Genomic DNA, 24,646 nt, shown 5'->3' on the forward strand with positions numbered 1-24,646 from the left:
GTTACTTCAACAACACCTTGGTAGCGCCGTAACCAAATTTTTCTTTACGGGCATCCATAAAGGTTTGTACTTTTTTATGCCTGCCTAATTGTTTGTGCAGCTCATTACGCAGCGTGCCATTGCCACCACCGTGTATAAAAGTAATATCAGGTAGTTGATGAACAATAGCTGCATCAAGCGCTTTGTGAAAATGGGCCAGTTGAATCTCCATAATCTCAGCGCTGCTTAAAAACTGGTAATCGTCCCGCAGCTTTTCTATATGCAGGTCAACTTCGCTAACCGGCTTTTCAATCACTACTTTTTCGGTAGGGCTTTCAAAAAAGCTTTCCTTCAGTTTTTGAGCATCAATAATCAGTTCAGGCTCGTCGAGCCTGATGAGCCAGCCGGCCTGGTTAAGGAATGGAATGTTCTTTTTAGTGGTTGAGAAATCCTTGGCCTTAAACTTTTCATGTACAGCCAACGGTGCCGGTGGTTCAACGTTTTGTTTGGTACTGAATAAAACGCTGAAAATAAACTTTGGCCAAACCTGCAGATCGGCCAGTTGGGCGGAGTAGATATTTTCGGTTGATTTTGGCGCGATGATCCCTGCAAATTCGCCTTTAAATACCTGTTGCTTATCTGTGGTTAAAGTAGCCAGCAACTGAAACGAAGTTTCATTGATTAAATGAAAATGTACGACAGAACTTGCCCTGGTATCAGTAACCACGCCTATATAAACGCCTTTTTTTACAAATTCACCTGGTGTTAAGGGCTTTTCAGCCGTTATATTGTTGCTTTTTGTCGCCCCTGCCGGTTGGTAACCATGAACGTAAGTTACTTTACTGGCCAGTACCGGAATCTCAAAATCGTCTTCGCCGGTAACGCCTATCATCTGTTCGTCGATGATGCGCGTTACAAAACCTTCCATTTTTTCATCAACAAACCGAACAAAATCGCCTAATTTATATTTCATAGCATTATGTTATTGCAATGCAAAGTTAATTTATCCCGGCACATCTGTCCGGCTAATAAAACTTAGTTATTTTTAAGGTAAGTTTGATAAGCAATTGCGTGAAACAGCTTTTAAGAAATATATAAACCCTAACTATATACTTTTAACTTCATACCATGAGTAACAATACCCCTAAAACACTGGATAACGATTTGTTAAAACAGGTTTTTGTCCACAACCTGAACAGAATTTATTTTGGTAAGTGTTATCTTGATAAACATCTTGGGCACCTGAAAGGCCTCGCTTCTTTTACCGCATTGCAGCAAGCGATACAGGAGTTTTGGGACGATATCAAAAAACAGATAGAACGGATGAATAAGGTGTATACCCTGATTGATGAAATTCCATCGGATAAGAACTGTAACCCTATAAAGTCCATTGTTAAGGATGAGTTTTGCCTGGACGAAGAGCAAACTATACCTGTATTGCTGGATATGGATATTATGTTGTATCTGCAGTTACTTGAGCATATTAATATTACATCGTGCCATATGTTAATAATGGTGGCTCAACAGCTTAATTACACTGAAGCTCAACAATTACTTACCGAATGTAAAGATGAATCAATTGACAACGATGAGCTGTTTACGCTTATTAGCAAAGAATATATAATTGCAGATTAAGTATCTATAAAAAAGAAAGCCATCCGCATAGCGCAGATGGCTTAAATGTTAGTTATTTAATACCCCTATTAAAATAACTGGTAACAAAGTAAAAAAAAATATATCCGATACCGCAAAATATTTATTTATAAATAATCTTTGTGACAGCTTTGTTACAAAATAAGCTCTGATATAGCGATTTATCAACGATTTTTTGTTTTAAATTTTCCGATTAATGTTTCTTGCATATCGTTATTTAGTCCAATTAATTTAAATTGGCAACGAAATTTAAGACGTATGACCAAACCCATTATTTTATCTGCATTAGCCTGCATTGCATTTATACAGGTTAAGGCCCAAACCTTGTATATGCCACGCGATATACAAAAAGCATTTAAAAACGAAACGCGCTCGACTGATGGCCGCCCCGGCAAAAAGTACTGGCAAAATTATGGCCGTTATAATATCAGTATTACGGCTGTGCCTCAAAATCGTACTGTAAAAGGCACAGAACAGATCACTTATGTTAATAATAGTCCGGATACTTTAAAAAGGCTTAACATGAAGCTCATCCTGAACATTCATAAACCGGGTGCCGCCCGTTTTGGCGATGCAGGGGCTGACTATCTTACACCGGGCATTCAGTTTGATAGCTTTTCAATTAATGGCGAAGCAAAAAAAGTTGCATCAGGTTTAACAAATCAAATGGTTGGTTTAAGTAAGTCGTTGATGCCTCATGATTCTGTTAAGCTTGATATTGGCTGGCATTTTGAAATTTCGAAAGAAAGCGGCCGCGAAGGAATGATCGATTCAACTACCTGCTACCTGGCTTATTTTTATCCGCGGGTGTCGGTTTATGACGATTACAATGGCTGGGACAGGCTACCTTTTTTAGATGCCCAGGAATTTTACAACGACTTTAACGACTATACCCTGCACGTTACCGCGCCTAAAAACTACGTAGTTTGGGCTACCGGTACCCTGCAAAACCCTGAAGAGGTGCTTCAGCCTGAATATGCAAAACGATTGAAGGCTTCATTCACCAGTGATTCAACTATCAATATTGCATCGGCTGCTGAGCTTGCCGCCCATAAAGTAACGGCTCAAAAGGAGATGAACACCTGGACCTGGACCGCTAACGATATCAGCGATATGGCTGTAGGCATCAGTGATCATTATGTATGGGATGCAGCCAGCGTTGTGGTTGATGATGCAACAAACCGCCGGGCCAGTATGCAGGCTGCTTTTTTAGATAGCTCGGAAGATTTTCATCATGCGGTACAAAACGGCCGTAATTCATTAAGCTGGTTATCACATAACTGGCCGGGGGTACCCTACCCGTTCCCTAAAATGACGTCGTTCCAGGGCTTTGCAGATATGGAATACCCTATGATGGTTAACGATAGCCATACCAACGATGTGCGCTTTTCGCAGTTTGTGCAGGATCATGAAATAGCGCATACTTATTTCCCTTTTTATATGGGTATTAACGAAAGCCGTTATGCATTTATGGACGAGGGCTGGGCAACCACTTTTGAACTGTTGATTGGAACATCAGAAGTTGGCAAAGAAAAAGCTGAAGCATTGTATAAAAATTTCCGTGTTGACAGATGGATCCATGATGCTTCAACCGCCGAAGATCAGCCGGTCATTACACCATCGAGCGAATTGAGGGGTGGGTACGGTAATAACTCATACGGTAAGCCATCATTAAGTTATTTAGCTCTGAAAGACATGCTGGGCGATCAACTATTCAAAAAAGCCCTGCATGGATATATGGACCGCTGGCATGGCAAACACCCAATACCATGGGATTATTTTAACTCTATGAGTAATATTACAGGTAAAAACCTTGATTGGTTTTTCAATAACTGGTTCTTTACTAATTACTATATTGATCTGTCGATAAAAGGTGTAACTAAAACAGCCGTTGGTTATACAGTAGCAATTAAAAACGTGGGCGGTTTTGTAATTCCGTTTGATGTAAAAGTTACTTATGCTGATGGTTCGGCCGAAAGCATTCATCAAACCCCTGTGGTTTGGGAAAAAAATCAAAAGCAAATTTCGGTAGATATCAAAACCGCCAAAACCATTAAATCAGCTACTTTAGATGGCGGTATATTTATGGATGCTGATGACAGCAACAATACATGGAATAAATAATAAAAAAAACGCTTATAAATAATAAAACCCTGCCAACTGGCAGGGTTTTATTATTTTATGATAGTACTAAATATTATGCGTTTTGTACAGAATTGTTCCAGTCATTAGCAGTTGCTTTAGCTTTATCTTTTGCGCTTTCGGCGGCGTCGCTGGCTTTGCCTGCAATTTCATCGGCTTTTGATTGTACTGTGTCAACAGCTTTATCTTTAGCATCCCAAAGGTCGCTAACAGTTCCGCTAAACTTGGTTTTTGCTTTGTCAATTACATTGTTGCTGTAATCTTTGATTTCTCCGGCTGTTGTTTGCGCTTTCGTTTTGGCTGTATCAACCAAATCATTTATATAGTCTGCAATATCTCCTCTCAATTCAGTCCCTTTTTCAGGAGCTAACAATAAACCCAAAGCCGCGCCCGCCGCTGCACCTACCAATAGTGCTGCTATAATTTTTGCTTGATCTTTCATGTTCTTTCTTTGTTTTATATGTAGTCGATTTATGATATCATAGTTTAAACAACAACAATGCCAGTTTTATTTGAAAGTAACATTCAAATATTAAGTTGAAATACCCTGCAGGTTAATAAAAAAAATAAGTCAACAAAAAAGGCACTCAAAAAATTGAGTGCCTGGTAGGCTTAATGATTATATTATAATTATATAACTTTTACATTTACCGCGTTAAGACCTTTACGGCCGTTTTCAACTTCGTATTCAACGGTGTCGTTTTCACGAACTTCGTCAATAAGGCCTGTTGAATGAACAAAAATATCCGGACCACCATTGCTTGGTACTATAAATCCGAAACCTTTTGTTTCATTAAAAAATTTTACTGTTCCTTGATTTTGCATTATTTTATTTATTAATGCTGCCAAGGTAGTTATAATTTACCATAATCAGCAACAGCCAAAGGGTAATTTAGGTGTAAATCAAATCTGTGGGATAGTATTTTTCTTGTTAAATAATTGATGGTCAGGCTACTATTGCCAAATGGCCTCCCCGGATGAAGTCTTCCGAATCCTTTACTATTCCACGTATCTTTTTATCCAGTTCGTTAACAGTATGTTCTATTATATTAAAGTAACCAAAATCAATATTTCCATTCGCATGAGGTCTAATATGCCAAGCAGTGACGCTACCGGCCTCCGCAATTCGTGCGATTGTATGATAGCTATACGGTTAAGCGCCTCTTTTTGAATATTGATTTGCACTTCGCGCCTTTTGCGTGTAGTAGTTTACCAGGGCCGCTGTTAAAAACTAATCGCCTATGTGTTTAAAGAATATGTGGCATAATTAAACTTTTAGTTTTTTAAAGGTTTAAGTTTGCCGAAAAACTGGCTCGGTTTTATCTCATAAATTGAAAATTAATACATGAAGGCCTTTATATTCGACCTCAACGGCACTATGATCAATGACATGCCTTATCATACCAAAGCATGGCAATATCTTTTAAATACCGACCTTGGCGGTAGCTTTACCTGGGATGAAGTAAAACCACAGATGTACGGCAAAAATCAGGAAGTGCTGGTACGTATGTTTGGACCTAACCGCTTTACTACCGAAGAAATGGACAGACTTTCGTACCTTAAGGAACAGCGCTACCAGGATGAGTTTTTACCCCACCTGGCATTATTGCCCGGTTTGCATGAGTTTTTGGAAAAAGCTTATCAAAACGATATCCCCATGGCTATAGGTTCGGCCGCAATTCCTTTTAATATTGATTTTGTATTGGATAACCTTAACATCAGACATTATTTTAAAGCGATAGTAAGTGCCGATGATGTGGTGTTAAGTAAGCCCCATCCTGAAACGTTTTTGAAGGCTGCTGAACTGCTGGGTGCATTGCCTACAGATTGCATTGTGTTTGAAGATGTGCCTAAAGGCGCCGAAGCTGCCGCTAACGCAGGTATGAATGCTGTTGTACTTACCACAACACATCAGCAGGGTGAGTTTGAAGCGTTACAAAATGTAATTCACTTTGCCGATGATTTTACAGATAGCTTTATTAACGGCCTGGTGCAATAATCAGTAGGTTTTGTTATTTTATTGTTTGTTTTAACGTATTATTGTTCAGGATCCTATTTATAAACCTGATCTGAACCTTTTACGATGAAACTTAAATTCAGCCTGCTTTTGCTCCTGGCCGGTATGATCATCAGCTCATGCAGTGATCATATTTATGCGCCGGCCATGCACCATAGCGATATTGCTTATTTGCCTAAACCGGTATCTGCCGATGCTGTTAAATCAGCAAACTATATTTCGGGGGCGTTAGTAGTTGATGAAAGCCCTAATTACTCAGACGAGTTGGTGAGCGGACAGCTTAATTTTAGCCGCGCACATGTGTTTGATCATTTCAACCTGGCTTACGGTGCTTTTGGTACATTAGGAGATTATCATAACAGCGAATTGAAGCCGCAAGATCCCAACTATTTTAAAAATAAATTCTTTGGAGCGGCGGGAGGGAGGTTATCGGGCAACTTTTTTGTGAGCAGCGCACACGTCGATTTTCGCTTTATTGGTTTTGAAGCCGCCTATAGTCATGAGTTTGGTGATTACCTTAACTTTAGGAAGGCTGTCACCAATAAACCGGGCTTTTACACTGATCCGCGTGCCGGCCTGTTTACATTAGGTGGTACAACTGAGATCATATTTCATACCAATAAAGTTGCCAACCAGTTTGGTTTCCGGCTTTTTTGGGGCGGTACATTCGGAAATGATAATGTATACCGAAATAAAAACAGCGATTACGACTACAAGGTTTATAATCCTGGTATTGTAGCCGCTGCTTATTTTATGCAGATTAAAAACTTTATAGCCATTGTTGAAGCCGGCAATTATGTACAGCTAAGGCTTGGCTATAGGTTCAGATAGCTATTCAGAATAAACGCTGCCAACCCTGTCGCGCAGGTTATAGCCTGACGCCATCACTTCGCCATAAGCGCCTGCAGTGCGTACAGCTATCAGGTCACCGCGGAATGATTCGGGCAGGCTCACATCCTTCTGAAAACAATCCGTGCTTTCGCATATCGGCCCCACAACATCATACTTTAAACGTTCGGACTTTCCGGCTTCCGGACTTTCCGACATCCGACTTAAATTCTCTATCTGGTGATAAGCCTGGTAAAGCATCGGGCGGATCAGCTCGGTCATGCCGGCATCAAGGATCAGGAAGTTCTTTTTCTGTCCGTTTTTAACATACAATACACGCGATATAAGCGAAGCACTTTGGGCTACCAGTGCACGGCCAAGCTCAAAATGTACTTCTTGTCCCGGCTTAACATTCAGGAAGTTTTTAAACACCTGGAAGTAGGCTTCAAAATCAGCTATGTTGTTATCCGGGCTGTAATAATCAACTCCAAGGCCACCACCTGTATTGAGTACTTTGATAGGGAAACCGCGGTCTTCAAACCAGTCCTGCATCTCATTGATACGGGTGCAAAGGTTTTTATAAACCTCCAGGTCGGTAATTTGTGAGCCGATATGGAAGTGGATTCCTAAAAATTGCAGGTTATCACATTTGCGCAAAGCAGCAGCAACATCAGGTAATTGCCAAGTGTTGATGCCGAACTTATTTTCATCGAGTCCGGTGGTGATGAAATGGTGAGTATGTGCATCAACATTCGGGTTAATGCGGATAGCTACACCAGCTTTTTTGTTTTTTGCTTTAGCAAGGCCATCAATAATAAAAAGCTCCTGGATGGATTCGACATTAAAGCAGAAGATATCTGCATCAAGGGCCAGGTTTATTTCACGGTCTGATTTGCCTACACCTGCAAATACAACTTTGCTTTTATCAAAGCCATGATCAATAGCTGCCTGAACTTCATTGCCGCTCACGCAATCGGCGCCAAAGCCATAGGTTTGTATGGTGTCAATAACTTTTGGGTTAAAGTTGGCCTTCATGGCGTAATGCACATGGAAGCCGTGCTTTGCAGAAGCATCGCGGCAGGCACTCAGGGTGTTTTTAAGCACCTCGAGATCGTAGTAATAAAACGGAGTTTCTAAGCCGTTGAATTTATCTATAGTTTTACTTGTGAACATGGTAATATTTCATCAAATCATGCTGAACTATTGCATATCAGGGATTGCTTCGTTCCTTGCGATGACGTTTTAAATTAAAAATTTCAAATAAGGTAATTCCGAAATCGAAAATCCGATATCCGGAATTAAAACAGCCTGTTGTGTAAACTCCTTAAAGCCTCAACCTTATCCTCTGTTTTTACCAGTAACGACAGGTTGTGATCGCTGCCGCCGTATGATATCATCCTTAACGGGATATGTTTAACTGCTTCCAGCACCCGGGCTGCATAACCATGTTTTTCGGCCCCAAAATCACCTACCACGCAAATGATGGTATGGTTCACGTCTATCTCAACCGAGCCGTATGCATTCAGCTCTTTAGTGATATCGCCCAAATAAGTAGTGTCATCGATAGTTACCGAAACCGCTACTTCCGATGTGGTGATCATATCGATAGATGTTTTATAGCGTTCAAACACTTCAAATACCTTACGCAGGAAGCCATGGGCCAAAAGCATTCTGCTCGATTGGATCTTGATAGCTGTAATGGCATCTTTAGCGGCGATGGATTTGATCTTATCCTTTTCGCTGGTGATGGTGATCAGGGTACCTTTTGCCTGCGGATCCATGGTATTCAATAAACGAACGGGGATCTTATATTTTTGGGCGGGGAAAACACTTTGCGGGTGCAGGATCTTAGCGCCAAAATAAGCTAGCTCTGCAGCTTCATCAAACGAGAGCTGGGCAATCGGCTGCGTACCTTTTACAATCCGCGGATCGTTATTGTGCATCCCGTCGATATCTGTCCAGATCTGTACTTCCTCGCTGCGAATACCGGCACCAATTAATGATGCGGTATAGTCGCTGCCGCCGCGGCGCAGGTTATCTATCTCTCCATAAGCATTGCGGCAAATATAACCCTGGGTAATAAACAGGTTCACTTCAGGATGCTTATCAAGCAACGGGAGGAGGTTTTCGGTAATATGATCAACAATCGGCTCATTATCTTCGTCTATCTTCATAAAATCCAGGGCAGGCAGCAATACTGATGGGATACCTATCTCCTTTAAATAAACATGATAGAGGGTAGTTGAAAGCAGTTCGCCCTGTGCAACAATGATCTTATCTTCAATATGTGTGAAAAGATCATTAGCCAGGTTGCCGAGCAACGAAAAATGGTAGTCGATAACCTCTTTGCCCTGGGCTAAAAACTCGGGCTTCGCAAACAATTCCTTAATAAAAATTTCGTACTTATCCTTTAGGATAGTAATAAGCTGCACCGCCTTCTTCTTATCACCGGCGAGGTATGCTTGTCCAATTTCTACGAGGCTGTTTGTTGTGCCTGACACAGCCGATAGCACCACTACCTGGCGCTCGGCCGGGTTAATGATATCAAGCAGTGCTTTCATCCGGGCGGGGCTACCTACTGATGTCCCACCAAATTTTAAAACTTTCATTTTTATGTTGCTGTTAACCGTATATGATCGGTGTTCCTGAACATCAGCTTGCTGATATTCAAGCACCAATATTTGAGGCGCTAAAAATAGTGTTTTAAAACGCTTTAATGTAATGTGATTGGAATTTAAATTTGACGGGCCATATCATCCTTGAGCTTTGAGATCCGTGGTACTCTGATTGGTAAATGATATCCTCCCGTTGTTATTCGGGGTAAGATGTCGCCACTGTTACAAAATATTTTATCCCCTACCTTTTAACATATCAAGCGAGTAAAAACTGTCCCGCCAGTAAATACCTCCCTGTACAACGGTTATTATTGATGCTTTTAAAAAATACCAGGCCAGGAAGAACCCTGAAAAGGGGATCATAAATGCATACCACCATTTATTGGGCGGCACCAGCTCCATATAAATTATATGCACTATGAGCATAACAGAAGCCATGGTCCTGATAACCGGGGTGCCGAAAATGAACATCAATGGCATAGGCAATGCCACCGTTAATAGCATATTCAGTACGTTAACAATGGCTTGCGTAATACTGTACTTAGCCATAGCAAATGAGTTTTTCTGCACGCCGCGCCCAAGCTCACCAAGATTTCTATACCATTCCAGGCAAACGTAACCCTTACCGGCTAAAACATCCTGCCGTAAACCTTCCTTTTTTATCAATTGACCAAGTTGAAGATCATCATCCGGGCGCAGTTTTATGCGTACATGCGTGCCAATTTTTTCATAAGCCGTACGCCTGACCAAATTGAAAGCCCCTATGCCCGACGATGCTTTTGATTTCGGGTTTTTGGCCTCCCATGGTTTCATGGCAATCATGAGCATAATACTTAATGTGGCAAATACACTGTTTAAAATTGACGACCGGGAGATCAACTCAGGTAACATGGTTAAATGATCAACCTCGTGTTTAACTGCATAACCGACAGCCTGGTTAATAGCATCAGGATGAAAAACGATATCAGCATCGGCAAAAAGCATCCATTCTTCAGTACTGCTAAGGTAACCCTGGTAAAGTGCGTTGTTTTTACCAAGCCATCCGTCGGGTAAAGTGTCTATCGTAGTCACCTGAAGTTTGGATAGCGTAAGCTAAAATCTTTCAGGATGTCGGCGGTACGGTCGGTTGAGCGGTCGTTCACTACAATAAGGCGATGCTTAGGATAATTGATATGGCAAACGCTTTGCAAGGCTTTTTCAAGGTCTTCCTCCTCGTTTCGCACAGCTATAATGATGGCAAGGGGTGGGGGATTATCCATCACAGGCTGTCGGCTTACCTGTTTAATTTGTTTAAAGCCGATAAGCAGATAAAAGTTAAGCGCTAAGGTGGATACAAACAGTATCACGCTGTACCAGAATAATATCATGATAAATAGGTTTGGATAAAGGTGGGTAAAATCAGGAAACAATCACAACAAAAAGTGGCATATTGCATCACCAATTTTAACATCTATGGAAAACATCAGTCGCAAAAAATTTATTGCTTCGGCCGCGATAGCTGTTGCCGGCTTGCCTTTGGGTTTAAGTGCTTTGGCTAAGCCTTCATCTTTAGATTCCGGCGTTGCTGTTGGCAATCTCTCTCCGGGTGAAAAAATAAAAGTGAGTATATTTTCTAAACATATGCATTGGCTTAATTATGCCGATATGGCCGCTTTGGCTGCACAGCTTGGTTTTGACGGAATCGATCTTACCGTAAGGCCCGATGGCCATGTGCTGCCCGAACGTGTTGCCGACGACCTGCCTAAAGCGGTTGAATCTATTGAAAAAGCCGGGCTTAAGGTTTACACCGTAGTAACCAATATTAAAACTGCCGATGAAAAATACACCGAAGCGATCCTGAAAACGGCGTCGGCATTGGGCATTAAATATTACAGTACCGCCTGGTTTAATTATGATAAGGCTACCAGTGTACCGGCCAATATCAGGGTTATCAATAAACAACTGGCCGGCCTTGCCGGGCTCAATAAAAAGTATGGCATGCACGGCGGTTATCAAAACCACTCCGGCGACTTGTTTGGAGCATCGCAGTGGGATTTATGGCTGAGCCTTGAAGGACTTGATCCTAATTATATCGGTTGTCAGTACGATGTAAGGCATGCCACAACCGAAGGTGCCGATACCTGGCCTGTTACACTTGATCTGTTAAAGGCTTATTCCAAAACAATCAATGTAAAGGATTTTTACTGGGAGAAAAGGGGCGACAAATGGCAGGTGAAAAGTGTGCCATTAGGCGAGGGGATGGTTGATTTTAAGAAATACTTTGGCCTGCTGAAACAGTATAATATCAATGGCCCTATGAGCCTGCACTGCGAATATCCCTTAGGAGGTGCAGAGGATGGTAAACGTGAGCTGGCTATTAGTAAAGATGAGTTTTCGACCGCTTTAAAAAAAGATTTGACCAGATTGAGGGGGGGGCTGGCAGAGTATGATCTGTAAGTGCCGGTCAACGCCATTGCAGGTATAAATATCTGCGCTTGAACCTGCCAATTTTTTTACTCCCCTAAAACTTGTTTTATAACAAATTTGTTACTAAATTTAATAGCAGCATGCCCGTCGCTTGATCTCCCTGATCACCCCGGGTTGCTGATAACCAATTATTAAACTAAAAGGAGGGCTTTATGAATCTGGTTCATAAAATTGAACACTGGGGCGATACTCATCACCCTAAAGTTTTGGATATTATGCGTGTTATTCTTGGCGTATTTTTATTGGTGAAAGGCATAACCTTTATGGAAAATACCTCATACCTGCGTGGTATTATTACCGATCAGGATGTTATTGACGTATCGCCTGATATGCTGATGATCCTGGTGTACTATGTATCATTTGCCCACATGGTTGGCGGAATACTCATAGCCATGGGCATATTAACCCGTTTAGGCTGCATTATTCAGATCCCTATATTAGTGGGCGCGGTATTTTTAACAGGTATTTTCCAGGAGCCTATTAACGCCATGTTATGGCCATCAATTACAGCGCTGGCCCTGCTTATACTATTTACCATTTTAGGCTCTGGCCCATGGTCGTTAGATAAAGTCCTGTCGTTTAAGGGATAGTGCAGATATATTAAGAAGTAGGAGATCAAGAACCAGGAATCAAGAAAGGAATTGCTTAGAACTAAACGCCAAACTCTAAAACTCCCGACTTAGGGCTAAGATTTCGAACTCAAGATTTCTAACTTCCAATTAATATCCTTTAACAGCTTCATCCACATAACACCATAGCCAGCGCTCACCTGGTTCGGCAGATATAACTACTGGATGGCCGGTAGCATGGAAATGCTTAGTCATATGCGTATTAGGAGAACTATCACAGCAAAGCGTAACGCCGCAGGTTTGGCAGGTACGCAGGTGCATCCATGAGCTATGAGTTTTTATACACTCTTCGCAAACGTAATCCTTCGGTTCGGTAATGCTTTCAATAGCTTCAATATGGGCGCAGGTTTCTTCCATAAGTATAGGTAGTGTTTGATGATTTAAACTTCAGCAAGGTATTTATGTACAAAACTTATCGCCATTGAGCCTTCGCCTACGGCAGATGCCACGCGGTTCATGGCCCCGGCACGTACATCGCCTGCTGCAAATATGCCCGGGCAGCTTGTTTCCAACAGAAATGGATCACGTTTAAGCTTCCAAACTTTGTTAAAGTTCTCGTAACTGCGCAACTCCCGGCCGGTTTCAATAAAGTCTTTATTATTTTTAATGATGTCCAGCTTTATCCAGTCGGTATACGGCTTGGCACCAATAAATATATATAATGCGTTAGCAGTTTTAACTTCGCTTTCCTTGGTTTTGCAGTTTTGTATCGTAAGCTTTTCAAGGCAGTTAGTGCCTTCGGCCTCAATTACTTCGGTATTTGGCATAACCTTTATATTGGGCGTATCGGCAATCTGGTTGATCAGGTAGGCAGACATGGTTGCCGTCAAATCATCCCTGCGGATTATAATATGCACGTTTTTTGCAAATTTGGAAAGGTACATAGCGGCCTGCCCGGCCGAGTTACCTCCACCAATCACAAATACCTCTTTACCTGTACACGCCGAAGCTTCAGTAGTAGCCGCGCCATAGTAAATGCCGGCTCCGGTAAAGTTATCAACGCCTTTAACTTCCAGTTTACGGTAATCAACACCGGTAGTAATTACTACCGTACGGCTGATGATCTCCGGTCCGTCATCCAAGATAATAGTTTTGTAGCCGTCTTTTTGCCGGATATCGCTAACAGATTGAGGCGACAAAAACTCGGCACCCAAGCGCATAGCCTGACTTATAGCACGACGGGTAAGGTCGGCACCGCTTAAGCCCGCCGGGAAACCCAAATAATTTTCAATACGTGAGCTGGTACCGGCCTGTCCGCCCGGCGCTTTACGCTCAATCAATAAAGTTTTTAAGCCTTCTGATGAACCGTATACTGCAGCTGCTAATCCTGCCGGACCGGCGCCTATGATCACCACGTCATAAACATCAGTAAGCTGGGTAGGATTTTTGCCCATTTTATCGGCAATGTCCCTGATGGTTGGTTTTGTTAAACAGCTGCCATCCTCAAATATCACCATCGGCAAATCATCGGTTGTGCGGTTATTGATGGTAAGCAAACTGGCCGAATCGATATTTTTTTCGATATCAAACCAACGGTAAGGAATCAGGTTACCGGCTAAAAAATCTTTTATAACGTGCGATTGAGGCGAAAACTGGTAGCCAACGAGCTTCATACCCACAAATTCGGGTATGTAGTGGCTGTGCCAGTCATCAAGCAAGTCATTTATTACAGGATAAAGTTTTTCCTCTGGCGGGTTCCAGGGTTTCATCAGGTAATAATCAAGCTGTACATCGTTAATGGCTTTAATGGCGGCATCAGTATCGGAGTAGGCGGTAAGCAGTACCCGTTTAGCCTCGGGGAATACTTTTTTTGCCTTCTCCAAAAATTTAACGCCTTCCATTTCGGGCATGCGCTGGTCGCACAAAAATAAGGCGACCACCTCCGAACTGTTTTTCAGTTCAATAAGGGTATCATATGCCTCATTTGCCGATGTTGTGCTTAGTATTTTATATTCTTTGCCATACTGCGACTTTAAATCGCGGCTTATTGACCGCAAAACCTGCGGATCATCATCTATGGAAAATATTATCGGACGGCTCATAGGGTAAATATGCAGGCAAATTAACTAATATTTTTGGTAAAATCAGTTTTTTGCTAACCATTTATCGGGAAGCAAACTATAAACTCCGTATGCCCGGGTCTTGATTTTACCTTTATTGAACCGCGGTGCTGCTTCACAATACGCTGCACCACTTCAAGGCCCATACCGGTACCTTTGCCCATTTCTTTTGTGGTGAAGAACGGATCGTAGATCTGGCTGATATTATCTTCGGGTATGCCGGGCCCATCATCAATGATTCTTACTTCAACAAAGTCGTTATCTTTTTTTGTGCGGATGGTAAGTGTGCCTCTCTCATTTATTTCCATGGCATCAAGGGCATTATCAACCAGGTTGGTCCAAACCTGGTTAAGTTCGCCGATAAGCGCTTTCACTTCGGGCAGGGTTTCATCAAACTCTTCAATTACGGTAATATTTTCCTTCCTGATCTTGTACCCCAGCATGGTAATCGTGTTACGGATCCCTACGTGGATATCGGCATACTGCTTATCTTGCGCGCGGTCCATGTGGGTAAACGTTTTAACGGAACTTACCAATTCGGCAATACGTCGTGCCGATTCCTGGATATCTTCAATCATCTTTTCGCCCATAAGCTTGGCACTAAGCCAGCCCATAATGATGGGTACCGCATGTTCTGGAATGTGCGATTTTAGCGCCTCCAGATTTTCGGTAGTAAAGCTAAAGTCAACAAAACTTTCGGCTATATCATAGGCATCCTCAACACCGTTATCTTCCAGCCATTCTGATATTTCGTCTTCAAGCTGGGTACGCTGTTTTAGTGTAAGGCGGGTATAGCATTCCTTTTTATTCAGGATCCTAAACAGTTCGTCGGTCAAACCATCAACCTGCTCATCACTCGCCCTTATGGCAAACATATTTTTCAGATGGGCAGGCACCATACGCAGATGTTTTCTTAATGATAACGAGTCGCGCACAATGGCCGATGCCGGGTTATTAAGCTCATGCGCTAAACCGGCAGATAGCTTACCTAAAGCCATCATTTTATCATTTTGCTGCTGCATGGCGGTAAAATCGCGCACGCGGGTAGTCATGATATGTACCAGCGCCTGCGTAAGCTCAAAATGGTTCCGGATCATTTCCATGATTTCGGCTGTAGGGTAACTCAATACCGTCAGTTCGCCAACAGCCTGGGCATAGCCTTTGGCTATAAGGCCGCGGGAATAGGGCATATAACCGGTGATACTTCCTTTTTCAACCATGGTATAATCGCGACGCGAACCCTGCTGCATCATAAAGAAGCGCATGTTGCCTTCTATTATAAAATGCGGGCCTGTAAGATCCTGACCCGGCTCCATTAGGTATTCACCATCTTCAAATGTTAAGATCTCACTTTTATCAATCAGCCATTGCAGCTGATCGTCGGGTATATTGGCCAAAGCTTCAAAAGCTTTTAAGTCTGATACGCTTACCTGTAGTTCACTTACCTTTTGCATAATTTAAAAGTAGGGAATATTATTTAATGATGTAAAAATGAGGCAAAAAATTGCAATTAGGTGAACCTGTGCAGGATGGATTTTGTTTGTCTGTACCAGGATTTTGTCTGAACCGGGATTTAGGGGATTATTGGATTCCCGGGATTCGTGTCCTCACGAAACGCTTTGTTAATATGGAAAGTTGATGGCTTTGAAGGCGATCGTGGAGACACGATCGCAGGGGCAGAATATCGAATGGCTCGGTTAATCTTCAGGCAGCATTCAAAAATCCAGTAATCAGGAAAATCCTATAAATCCGGGTTCAATTCCATTTGCTCAAAAATACCCCGAAGGCTTCTTTATACTGATCCCCAACGGTAATGTTCACTTTACCTATCTGTAAAGCGTTGCGGGTAATGGAGTTGATTTTATTGAGCGATACAATGAATGAACGATGTACACGCATAAAACGTTTGGATGGCAGTTTTTCTTCCAAAGCTTTTAAACTGGTGAGGGAAAGCAATGGTTTTTCCTTATCCTGAAGATAGATTTTTACATAATCTTTCAAACCTTCAATGTACAAGATGTCATTAAGAGCGATCCTTACTAACTGGTATTCTATCTTTAAAAACAAGTACTCTTCCTCTTCGGGTTCAGCGGCAATTACGGTTGCAGGGCTGTTCGAGCGGTTCACCAGTTCAAAATAAGTTAGGGCTTTGTTTGAAGCATGCAAAAATTCTTCGTAGTTAAAGGGTTTGAGCAGGTAATCGAGGGCATCAACCCGGTAGCCTTCAATAGCAAACTGGTTGTAGGCGGTGGTGAAAATAATGCGGGGTTTATTTGATCCGCGACTGTCAACCACCCGGGCCAACTCCATGCCATTAAGGTTAGGCATTTGGATGTCCAGGAAAATAAGGTCAACCTTTTGATCCTGTAAGCCGACAAGTGCCTCAACGGCACTGCTGTAACGGCCGATGAGTTTCAGGAAAGGGGTTTGTTCGATAAAAGCACAAACCAGGCCTAGCGCAAGCGGCTCATCATCAACAGCTATGCAGTTAAGTATCATGACAGGTTAAGGATTAAGTGAACAGTATAGATATTGGCGGTTACATCCTCAGTAATATCCAGTTTATATTTTCCTGCATAGAGCAAATCAAGCCGGCGGATGGTATTTGTTAGGCCGATACCTTTATTTTCGCCAATGCTCGGATTATGATCTTTATAGATGCCATTCTCTACCTTTAACTCCAACTGGTTATCATGCTGATCGATAATGATGCGGATAGCACTCGGCTCTGTAGCGCTGATGCCGTGTTTAAAGGCGTTTTCTACAAAAGGTAAAAAAATCATTGGGGCCACGGTTACATCATTAGTGTGTGCAGGCGGAGTAAAGCTAACGGTTACTTTTTGGGTAAGGCGCAGTTCCATAAGGCTGATATAGTCTTTAATGAAAGCTATCTCCTGGCTTAATAATGCAGTGCCATGTTGTGTATCGTATAACACATATCGCATCATGCGCGAAAGCTGGTGTAGCGCCTTGCGCGATGTTTCGGCGTTAACATGGGTAAGCGCATAAATGTTATTGAGCGTATTGAAAAAGAAATGCGGGTTGATCTGGGCTTTCAGAAAAGATAATTCCGAGCTGATCTTATCCTGTTCCAGTGCCTGGCGCAGGCGGATATCCATCTGCCATTTTTGTATTGCCGTAATACTGGTACTGATACCTAAAACCAGGGCCACTATAACAGTGCCAAAAAAATCCCAGCCCCCGCGGTCCCTTGGTTTTGGCGGACGGTGCTGCCGGTGAAAAACGGCTTCCATATGCTCATGCATATGCAGCACCTTATCGGCCCAGCTATTGAGTAGCAAAAAAACAATTATCACTCCCACAACAACTATAAAGTACATCCCTATACGGTCATGCAATAAAAATCGCGGAACCAGTAATTTGCTGTTGAAGTAATAGGCAGCAACCAGTATAAAAAGGGTAACCGCCTGTTTGATCCAGAACTGGTACGGAAATTCAACATTCCAGGTAAGCGGCTGATAGAAGAACAACAGCAGTCCAAAAACTACCCATATTAAGATATGAATGAAGACGGTAACGGTATTGCTTTTTGATTTAAGGCTCATTGAACGGGTTTACAACACGGTGCACTACAAATAAATTTACAGATATAATTCAGCAATATTACAAATCAATAAGACTATAAGACAATTATAATCGCCCGGGAGGCAAAAATCACCGATGAGCGCTTTGATCTGATCTTTAAAGACTTCTATTAACCTTTCGTAGGGTAACAGTCCGCGTTTATAGGCAAAAAGCTGTATCCCGTCTATACATAAACAACGCCCGTCTATTCCGTTTTTTTCACTAAAAATAATGCTATTGTTTTGGGGCTGTTAATCAGCATAAAATGAAAATCCTATACTCCTTGGCAGTAATTATTGCCTTAGCGTTTATCAAACCGTTTAACGCAAAAGCCGACCCTGGCCGTACGGTTAAAGGTGTCGTAAAAGACTCTACCGGTTACGTGGTTGCGGGTACGAGCGTAAAAATGCTTACCGGTACCGACAGCACTACCGTTATTACGGGTGCCGATGGTACCTTTACATTTAACAATGTGGCAGTAAGCCAGTTTAGTTTAGTTTTTAGCTCGATAGGTTATGAACCACTCAGGCGCAGGTTTGTGTTGGCTAATGATAATAAGCCGGCTAATTTGCCGCCGGTTATCCTGAAAATAGAAACTACGATGTTAAAAACCGTAATTATTGCGGATGTGAACCCGGTAAAGCTTAAGGAAGATACTATTGAATTTAATGCCGATGCCTATAAGGTGCGCGATAATGCCCCTGTTGAAGATGTGATTAAAAAGCTGCCGGGCATGGATGTGGATAAGGACGGCAATATCACCGCTCAAGGCAAAAGCGTTACCAAAGTAAGGGTAAATGGGAAAGATTTTTTTGGAGGCGACGTTAAAACAGCTACAAAAAACCTGCCTGCAGATATCGTACAAAATATCCAGATCATAGATGATTATGGCGATCAGGCAAATCTTACCGGTGTAAAAACCGGCGAACCGGATAAGGTACTGAACATAACTATTAAGCAAAATAAAAACTATGGTTACTTTGGGCAGGCCAGCATAGGCGGCGGGCGGGATGCTATTCCCGGTGTCTCAAGCGATAAGGAGAGCAACAGGCATGTGGCTTCGGCCAATGTGTTTAGCTTTAATGGCAACAGACAGCTGGCTTTTTTGGGTAACCTTAACAACACCAATACCAATCTGTTTAGTTTTGGAGGTGGTGGTCCAAGAGGTGGCGGACCGGGTGGCCCTCCGGGATCAAACAGTAGCTCATCAAACGGGATCACTACAGCACGTTCGTTCGGGTTCAATTATCGCGATAGCTGGGGCAAAAAAATTACCGCTTATGGCAGTTACAGCTTTGCTGATAATTCGGTGAATACCATCAGCAGCACTATTCAAAATAACCTGTCGTCAACCAACCCGAGCACTAATACGCAAACCAATAACCAGCAGGACGAAAAGCTGAACCACCGGATAAATTTCAACATCGAATACAAGCCCGATACGGTAAACTATGTGAAGATTACCCCAACATATGCTTACGCCAGCACCAACACCACATCTGATGCAACCAGTTTGCTACTCAGAAATTCGGAAACGGTATCCAACTACAGTCTCGCAAACCTTAGTAAATCAACCGAGCCCAACTATGGTGTTAATGTGTTGTTTAATCACAAGTTTAATACTCATGGACGCAACTTCAGTGTAAATGTAGGCGCAGGAAGTTATACCATTAATAAATATCAAAACCCGGTTTACACCTACATTGATGGTGCCCGCAACGCACCTTTAAACCAGTTCATCAATACCGATAGCCGTACCGATAGTGTGGGGACTACAGTATCATACATGGAACCTATCAGCAAAAAAGGATACCTGGAGCTTAACTACGCTTACCATTACTCCTACACCACTGCTGACAGGGCCACCGATACCCTGGCCGATGATGGAAATATCAACCGATACGATTTGTTAAGCAATAACTATAATTCGACCTTTGTTACCAACAGGTTCGGGCTTAACTATCGTTTTATCGACAAAAAATACAATTATACCCTGGGCCTGGTAGCGCAACCTACGCTATTAAAAGGATCGTCGATAGTTGATGGCACACCATTTACTACTAATAACAATACGTTTAACTGGGCGCCTACTGCAAGGTTCATTTATAACTTTTCGCGCAGCCAATCGCTTAGTTTAAATTATAACGGCAGCAGCAATCAGCCTACTTATACGGAATTACAGCCGGTTACCGATTTCAGTAATGCATCATACCCGGTACAAGGTAACCCTGATCTGAAGCCGGAGTTTAATAATACCTTATCGTTAAAATACAATAAGTTCAATTTTGAAAGCGGGAACGTGTTTTTCAGTAACCTGTCGTTCATTAAAACAGATAATAAGATAGTAGCCAACACCATTACCTACCCCAGAAATTATGCACCAAACAGTAAACTTGCGGGAAGTATCTTAACCCAATATTTAAATGCCGATGGCTATTATTCGGCACAGGGATTTTACGTGTTCGCCAAGCCATGGCAAAAAAGAAAATATAATTTATTCATGATCGGTAACATTTCGTACAATAACAACGTCTCATATATTAGTAACGTTGACTCTGCTACCTATAACATGACAACCGAAAAGAATATAGCCAAAAACCTGGTATTATCTCAAGGCGCACGCTTTAGGGTAAGCATCACCGACGTTATTGATGCCGAAGCAAGCACTACCTATAGCGTTAATACCTCAAGCAACTCCATCAAACAGGCAAACGTTAACAGCAATTTCCAAACCCTTAACCTTGGCCTTAACGGCAAAAGCTATTTTAAAGACTGGACGCTGAGCTATGATTATTCAAAAATGATTTATTACGGCTATACCGGTGCTACCAATCCTAATATTTTGAATACTTACGTGGAGCGCCGCTTTTTAAAAGGCAATGCCGGTACCCTGCGTTTTTCGGTAATGGATGTGTTTAATGAAAACACCGGTTATACAACCACTCAAAACGGCAGCTACATCACTCAAACCAACAGTAACCGTTTGGGTCGTTACTACCTGTTAACCTTTACACTTAAGTTGCAAAAATTTGCCGGCAAAAGACCAACGATGGAACGTGGCGGACCAGGTGGTCCACCTCCTGGCGGCGGCCCCGGCGGACCGCCACCGTTTTAATGAACGGCAAGGTTCAAAATATTAAAAACCTTCCCATCCCTGAGAAAGATGGAGAGTTCAGATCAAAAACGTGATGATCTGAGATTTAGTTGATGTTATCATCAAATAACTGCAGGGCGTTCCGAGGTGAGATACGGAACGCCCCTTTTTTATTAATTATACGTTAATGCACCGCTCGGGGTTTTATGATATTTAAGATTTCAATTAAATATTGCTTATTTTCTTTACGCTCTTATTAATATTATGAATTATTAACGGCAATTAAATAGTTAATACATCATCTTTTAATTAATTAAAAAATGATAATTTATTCCCGCCTTAAAGCTGCCCTGTTTAATTGAATAATTTCCCGATGTTTTATCGCCGCTATTTATCGTTGCAGGAATTGCATAAGAAGCATTGATCTCAAATGCTTTGTTGATGATTAAACCGGTTCTTATCGGAAATCCCAGCCAATTTTTATCGAACGATAACAAGTTATTATTTGAGGCCGATGTGCTTGTCGAACTGATTACCTGAGTGTATTTGGCAAAACTTACAGTTATGCCTATACCTCCATAAAATTTTACTGCATTATTGTTGTATAAGTAATAAATAAATTGCGGATATGCAGTTATATTACGCTGATCAAAATGATATTTTATTTTGGGCTTATCAGGTTGACCATAATAAAGATCGGCCATTGTTTCGTTAGAGCTTGTCCAATACATCAGTTCAGCTCTGAACACGGCCCGGCCAATTTTGGCATTTGTGTAAAAGTTAACGCCTGCCGAAAATGTTGGGCCATACGTTGTTTTACTGTCGGTAGCATTTCGAAACGGTAATTCGCCCCCGAATTTAAATTTACTGCCAGATACGCCTGCGCCAATAAAGAAATCAAAGGATGATAGTGTTTCGTAGTGCGTATTGTCTACAGGCATGTCGTTTATCATTTGTGATATTTTCCTTAAAACAGGAGTTTTATAGCTGGCCTGTTCAATTTCTTGTTTTAACTCTGTCGATGAAGGGTTATATTTTGTGCCCAGATCATATAACTGGGGTATAAATTCATTTTCGATGTGGGTAACAGGCCCCATGTCGGGAATAAAATATTGTTTAAATAACAACTCAAAGGTTGTGCCGGCCTTATTGTCGGCTATAAAATACCGCATTTTAATTGCATCGTTATAGGAATAAAGAGAAACGTTAGGCCCTTTTTGCTGCAGTTTCAAGAATATAATATCCTGCTTTTTACTTGAATCGCGGCCGCGCGACAATTTTGAAATATTTGTTTCATCAGTACTAACAAAACCACTGTAACGCTGATACGCTACCGAGTTGATGATTTCAAAATAGGTGATATCATTGGGCGTAAAGTTTTTTACTTCGGCCTCGTTTAACGTGGTTTTGAAATTGATAACTGTCGGGTTGGCATCCCACTCTTTTTCGTTAATAAACCCCCGGATGGTTTGGCCGTTAATAGTAATAACATAGCCGGGCTTGTAGTGGGTTTGAGCCTTTGAAAAAAATGAAAATAAGATTAATAGTGAAATTAAAATACACTTAGGTTTCATTGCAAATTGGTTCGGGTTTAATTGGTAGTTGAAGATAATGTTAAAAAAAGAACAAATTATACACTTTTCTAAAAAATAAGCTTTTTTTACATTTTTTAATTACATTTAGCCATTTATTTGTAAATAAAACTGAATGAAGCCGCTTTTACTTAAAGTTTCTGCCGATCCTGCGCATTCCTTTAGCGTAAGGCATGATGTATTACCGGATATCAATAACCGCTGGCATTGCCACCCCGAACTGGAGCTGATTTATTTCATCAAAGGTGGCGGAACGCAGTTTATAGGCGATAGCATTAAACAGTTTGAAGACGGCGATATGGTATTGGTTGGATCAAACCTGCCTCATTACTGGCGCTTTGACGACATGTACTTTAATAATGGCAACGAACAGGTGCCGGTTGATACCATCGTGGTACATTTTTGCGAAAACTTTTGGGGAGATCAGTTTCTTCAGCTCCCGGAAAATAAGCTAATAAAAGTACTGCTTGAACGTTCAAAACGTGGCTTGCAAATAACAGGTGAAATAAAAAAGCAGGTGGCCTCTATTTTAGCCACTATGCTCAATACCGATGGAGCCGAAAGGATCATCATGCTGCTTAAAGCATTGAACACCATAGCAGGCAGCTCACCGCTTAACTATCTAACTTCAATTGGCTTCAAATACGATCATAACGAATCGGAAAGCGACAGGCTCAATAACATTTATGAGTACTCGGTACGTAACTTCCGCAAAAAGATCTACCTGGAAGAAATTGCCGATATCGCCGGCGTGAGCGCGAACTCGTTTTGCAGGTACTTTAAATCAAAAACCCGTAAAACCTACTCGCAGTTTGTAATCGAGATAAAAGTGGGTTACGCCTGCAAACTCCTGATTGAAAACAAGCTCAACATCAAACAGCTTTGCTACGATAGTGGGTTCAATAATTTCTCCACTTTTCACAAGCATTTTAAGCAGGTAACGGGCAAAAGTCCGCTGATGTATCAGAAGGAGTTTACGAAGAAGGCATAATTTTTTGTTGTCGTAAAATAGTGGTTTTGATTGTATTAAAAAAACAGCTCATGACAGTGCAGCAGCCCCTTAGTGTTTTTTTCTATAAATAAGGATGAAAATAATTCTATTATCCTTTCCCGGAAATAAATTTCTAAATTCACGGTGATATAGCTCCCGTTTTGCGCACTTACTATTAAACGCACTGATCATGACACATGAGATAGTTTTTGATAAACCGGCCGCCCGAAGGGAAAAACTCATTACGGAGCTTTACCAAAGCGCTTTCCCAACAGTGGCTAAATATATAAGTAAGATGGGCGGTTCTTTTGATGACGCGAAAGATATTTTTCAGGATGCCCTTGTTATTTATTATGAAAAGGCAGTGAACAGTGATCTGTCCCTGCACAACAGTGAAAAGGCTTACCTGTTGGGTATTGCCAAACATCTTTGGTTCAAAAAGTTTAAGGGTGACCGCCATAACCTGCCGCTTGATAGTTGTACTAAAGATTTTGATGTTACAGATGAAACTGAAGATCAACCATCGGGGGTTAAACTAATGAGATACCTGGAAACCGCCGGTAAAAAATGCATGGAGTTGCTAAGCGCTTTTTATTATCATAAGCTGCCCATGAAGGATCTCGCGGATTTGTTTGGCTACGCGGGCGAGCGATCGGCTACTGTGCAGAAGTATAAATGTATTGAAAAAGTAAGGGAAACAGTTAAAGAACAGTCACTGGCTTATGAGGACTTCATTGAATGAGATCAAGGAAATTGACGATCATGTGCTTGGGCAAACTGCACCTGATGAGGTACTGTTGTTCGAGGCCAAACTGATCATCAATCCTGGCCTTACGTATAAGGTGATGTGGCATAAACAAACTCTGGCCCTGGTGCAGCAATATGGCCGTAACAGCCTTAAGGCCGAAATTGAAACCGTACATCAAAAGTTATTCAGCCTGCCTGAGTATGCGGGTTTCAGGCAAAAGATCATGCGTTTGTTCCGTAAACGCTAA

Annotated in this window: 23 protein-coding genes; 10 read left to right on the forward strand and 13 right to left on the reverse strand. The window is 41.8% G+C overall.

Translation table 11 applies throughout. From position 1 onward, the window contains the following. Position 1: 1 nt before the first annotated feature. Complete coding sequence (locus ABIC84_RS19240) at positions 2-952, reverse strand: Smr/MutS family protein (protein ID WP_354486354.1); 951 nt, start codon at positions 950-952, stop codon at positions 2-4. A 155-nt stretch (positions 953-1,107) separates the two neighbouring features. Between ABIC84_RS19240 and ABIC84_RS19245 the strand changes: the two genes are divergently transcribed. Both ABIC84_RS19245 and ABIC84_RS19250 read left to right on the forward strand, forming a co-directional pair. Continuing rightward, positions 1,108-1,614, forward strand: a complete 507-nt coding sequence (locus ABIC84_RS19245; protein WP_176628602.1) for a DUF892 family protein — start codon at positions 1,108-1,110, stop codon at positions 1,612-1,614. A gap of 276 nt (positions 1,615-1,890) precedes the next feature. Further along, entirely contained in the window at positions 1,891-3,756 is a 1,866-nt protein-coding gene (locus tag ABIC84_RS19250; protein ID WP_429264580.1) for a M1 family metallopeptidase, read from the forward strand. A gap of 73 nt (positions 3,757-3,829) precedes the next feature. Here ABIC84_RS19250 and ABIC84_RS19255 read toward each other — a convergent pair whose 3' ends face one another. Together ABIC84_RS19255 and ABIC84_RS19260 are read right to left on the reverse strand one after the other, a co-directional pair. Beyond that, positions 3,830-4,216 carry a YtxH domain-containing protein gene (locus ABIC84_RS19255; RefSeq protein ID WP_090533337.1) on the reverse strand — a complete coding sequence of 129 codons (387 nt, stop codon included), beginning with the start codon at positions 4,214-4,216 and terminating at the stop codon, positions 3,830-3,832. A gap of 188 nt (positions 4,217-4,404) precedes the next feature. After that, positions 4,405-4,599, reverse strand: a complete 195-nt coding sequence (locus ABIC84_RS19260) for a cold-shock protein (protein ID WP_090533335.1) — start codon at positions 4,597-4,599, stop codon at positions 4,405-4,407. A gap of 520 nt (positions 4,600-5,119) precedes the next feature. Between ABIC84_RS19260 and ABIC84_RS19265 the strand changes: the two genes are divergently transcribed. After that, the gene (locus tag ABIC84_RS19265; RefSeq protein ID WP_429264581.1) at positions 5,120-5,773 is read left to right on the forward strand and encodes an HAD family hydrolase; all 654 of its coding nucleotides are present in this window, start codon (positions 5,120-5,122) and stop codon (positions 5,771-5,773) included. Positions 5,774-5,857: 84 nt separating this feature from the next. Beyond that, entirely contained in the window at positions 5,858-6,622 is a 765-nt protein-coding gene (locus ABIC84_RS19270) for a hypothetical protein (RefSeq protein ID WP_426585717.1), read from the forward strand. Here ABIC84_RS19270 and lysA read toward each other — a convergent pair whose 3' ends face one another. The 4 genes from lysA to ABIC84_RS19290 all read right to left on the reverse strand — a co-directional run bounded on the left by lysA (position 6,623) and on the right by ABIC84_RS19290 (position 10,601). Continuing rightward, positions 6,623-7,792 (reverse strand): diaminopimelate decarboxylase, encoded by a 1,170-nt coding sequence (lysA, locus tag ABIC84_RS19275; RefSeq protein WP_426585719.1) that lies wholly within the window; start codon positions 7,790-7,792, stop codon positions 6,623-6,625. It lies immediately after the preceding gene. Between the two features lie 125 nt (positions 7,793-7,917). After that, positions 7,918-9,228, reverse strand: coding sequence for an aspartate kinase (locus tag ABIC84_RS19280; RefSeq protein ID WP_426585721.1), 1,311 nt, complete (start codon positions 9,226-9,228; stop codon positions 7,918-7,920). A 240-nt stretch (positions 9,229-9,468) separates the two neighbouring features. Continuing rightward, positions 9,469-10,305, reverse strand: a complete 837-nt coding sequence (locus ABIC84_RS19285) for a glycosyltransferase (RefSeq protein ID WP_429264582.1) — start codon at positions 10,303-10,305, stop codon at positions 9,469-9,471. Next, a complete protein-coding gene (locus ABIC84_RS19290) occupies positions 10,302-10,601 on the reverse strand; it encodes a glycosyltransferase (RefSeq protein ID WP_429264583.1) in 300 nt (99 codons plus the stop codon). Before ABIC84_RS19290 ends, ABIC84_RS19285 begins: the two co-directional genes overlap by 4 nt. 85 nt (positions 10,602-10,686) lie before the next feature. On the opposite strand from ABIC84_RS19290, the gene ABIC84_RS19295 reads away from it, so the two are divergent. Together ABIC84_RS19295 and ABIC84_RS19300 are read left to right on the forward strand one after the other, a co-directional pair. Then, positions 10,687-11,670: a sugar phosphate isomerase/epimerase family protein gene (locus tag ABIC84_RS19295; protein ID WP_429264584.1), complete on the forward strand. Its 984-nt coding sequence runs from the start codon at positions 10,687-10,689 to the stop codon at positions 11,668-11,670. A gap of 182 nt (positions 11,671-11,852) precedes the next feature. Further along, positions 11,853-12,290, forward strand: a complete 438-nt coding sequence (locus ABIC84_RS19300; RefSeq protein WP_429264585.1) for a DoxX family protein — start codon at positions 11,853-11,855, stop codon at positions 12,288-12,290. Positions 12,291-12,419: 129 nt separating this feature from the next. Here ABIC84_RS19300 and ABIC84_RS19305 read toward each other — a convergent pair whose 3' ends face one another. From ABIC84_RS19305 to ABIC84_RS19325, 5 genes are all read right to left on the reverse strand, one after another. Then, positions 12,420-12,686, reverse strand: a complete 267-nt coding sequence (locus ABIC84_RS19305; protein WP_429264586.1) for a UBP-type zinc finger domain-containing protein — start codon at positions 12,684-12,686, stop codon at positions 12,420-12,422. Positions 12,687-12,709: 23 nt separating this feature from the next. Further along, the gene (locus ABIC84_RS19310) at positions 12,710-14,371 is read right to left on the reverse strand and encodes an FAD-dependent oxidoreductase (protein ID WP_426585730.1); all 1,662 of its coding nucleotides are present in this window, start codon (positions 14,369-14,371) and stop codon (positions 12,710-12,712) included. Between the two features lie 53 nt (positions 14,372-14,424). Beyond that, a complete protein-coding gene (locus tag ABIC84_RS19315; protein ID WP_090533309.1) occupies positions 14,425-15,843 on the reverse strand; it encodes an ATP-binding protein in 1,419 nt (472 codons plus the stop codon). Between the two features lie 301 nt (positions 15,844-16,144). Beyond that, entirely contained in the window at positions 16,145-16,888 is a 744-nt protein-coding gene (locus ABIC84_RS19320; protein ID WP_426585733.1) for a LytR/AlgR family response regulator transcription factor, read from the reverse strand. Next, on the reverse strand, positions 16,885-17,955 hold the full coding sequence (locus ABIC84_RS19325; protein WP_426585735.1) for a sensor histidine kinase: 1,071 nt from the start codon (positions 17,953-17,955) through the stop codon (positions 16,885-16,887). The genes ABIC84_RS19320 and ABIC84_RS19325 overlap by 4 nt, the downstream gene beginning before the upstream one ends. A gap of 284 nt (positions 17,956-18,239) precedes the next feature. On the opposite strand from ABIC84_RS19325, the gene ABIC84_RS19330 reads away from it, so the two are divergent. Next, on the forward strand, positions 18,240-21,089 hold the full coding sequence (locus tag ABIC84_RS19330) for a TonB-dependent receptor (protein WP_429264587.1): 2,850 nt from the start codon (positions 18,240-18,242) through the stop codon (positions 21,087-21,089). Between the two features lie 284 nt (positions 21,090-21,373). On the opposite strand, the gene ABIC84_RS19335 is transcribed toward ABIC84_RS19330, so the two are convergent. Beyond that, on the reverse strand, positions 21,374-22,642 hold the full coding sequence (locus ABIC84_RS19335) for an outer membrane beta-barrel protein (protein ID WP_429264588.1): 1,269 nt from the start codon (positions 22,640-22,642) through the stop codon (positions 21,374-21,376). 133 nt (positions 22,643-22,775) lie between these two features. On the opposite strand from ABIC84_RS19335, the gene ABIC84_RS19340 reads away from it, so the two are divergent. The 3 genes from ABIC84_RS19340 to ABIC84_RS19350 all read left to right on the forward strand — a co-directional run bounded on the left by ABIC84_RS19340 (position 22,776) and on the right by ABIC84_RS19350 (position 24,646). Continuing rightward, entirely contained in the window at positions 22,776-23,651 is an 876-nt protein-coding gene (locus tag ABIC84_RS19340) for an AraC family transcriptional regulator (RefSeq protein ID WP_429264589.1), read from the forward strand. Between the two features lie 190 nt (positions 23,652-23,841). After that, entirely contained in the window at positions 23,842-24,393 is a 552-nt protein-coding gene (locus tag ABIC84_RS19345) for an RNA polymerase sigma factor (protein WP_429264590.1), read from the forward strand. Continuing rightward, on the forward strand, positions 24,374-24,646 hold the full coding sequence (locus ABIC84_RS19350) for a hypothetical protein (RefSeq protein WP_429264591.1): 273 nt from the start codon (positions 24,374-24,376) through the stop codon (positions 24,644-24,646). Before ABIC84_RS19345 ends, ABIC84_RS19350 begins: the two co-directional genes overlap by 20 nt.

Origin of the sequence: Mucilaginibacter sp. 3215 (genome assembly GCF_050433785.1) — a bacterium.
In the GTDB taxonomy this organism is placed as follows: Bacteria; Bacteroidota; Bacteroidia; order Sphingobacteriales; family Sphingobacteriaceae; genus Mucilaginibacter.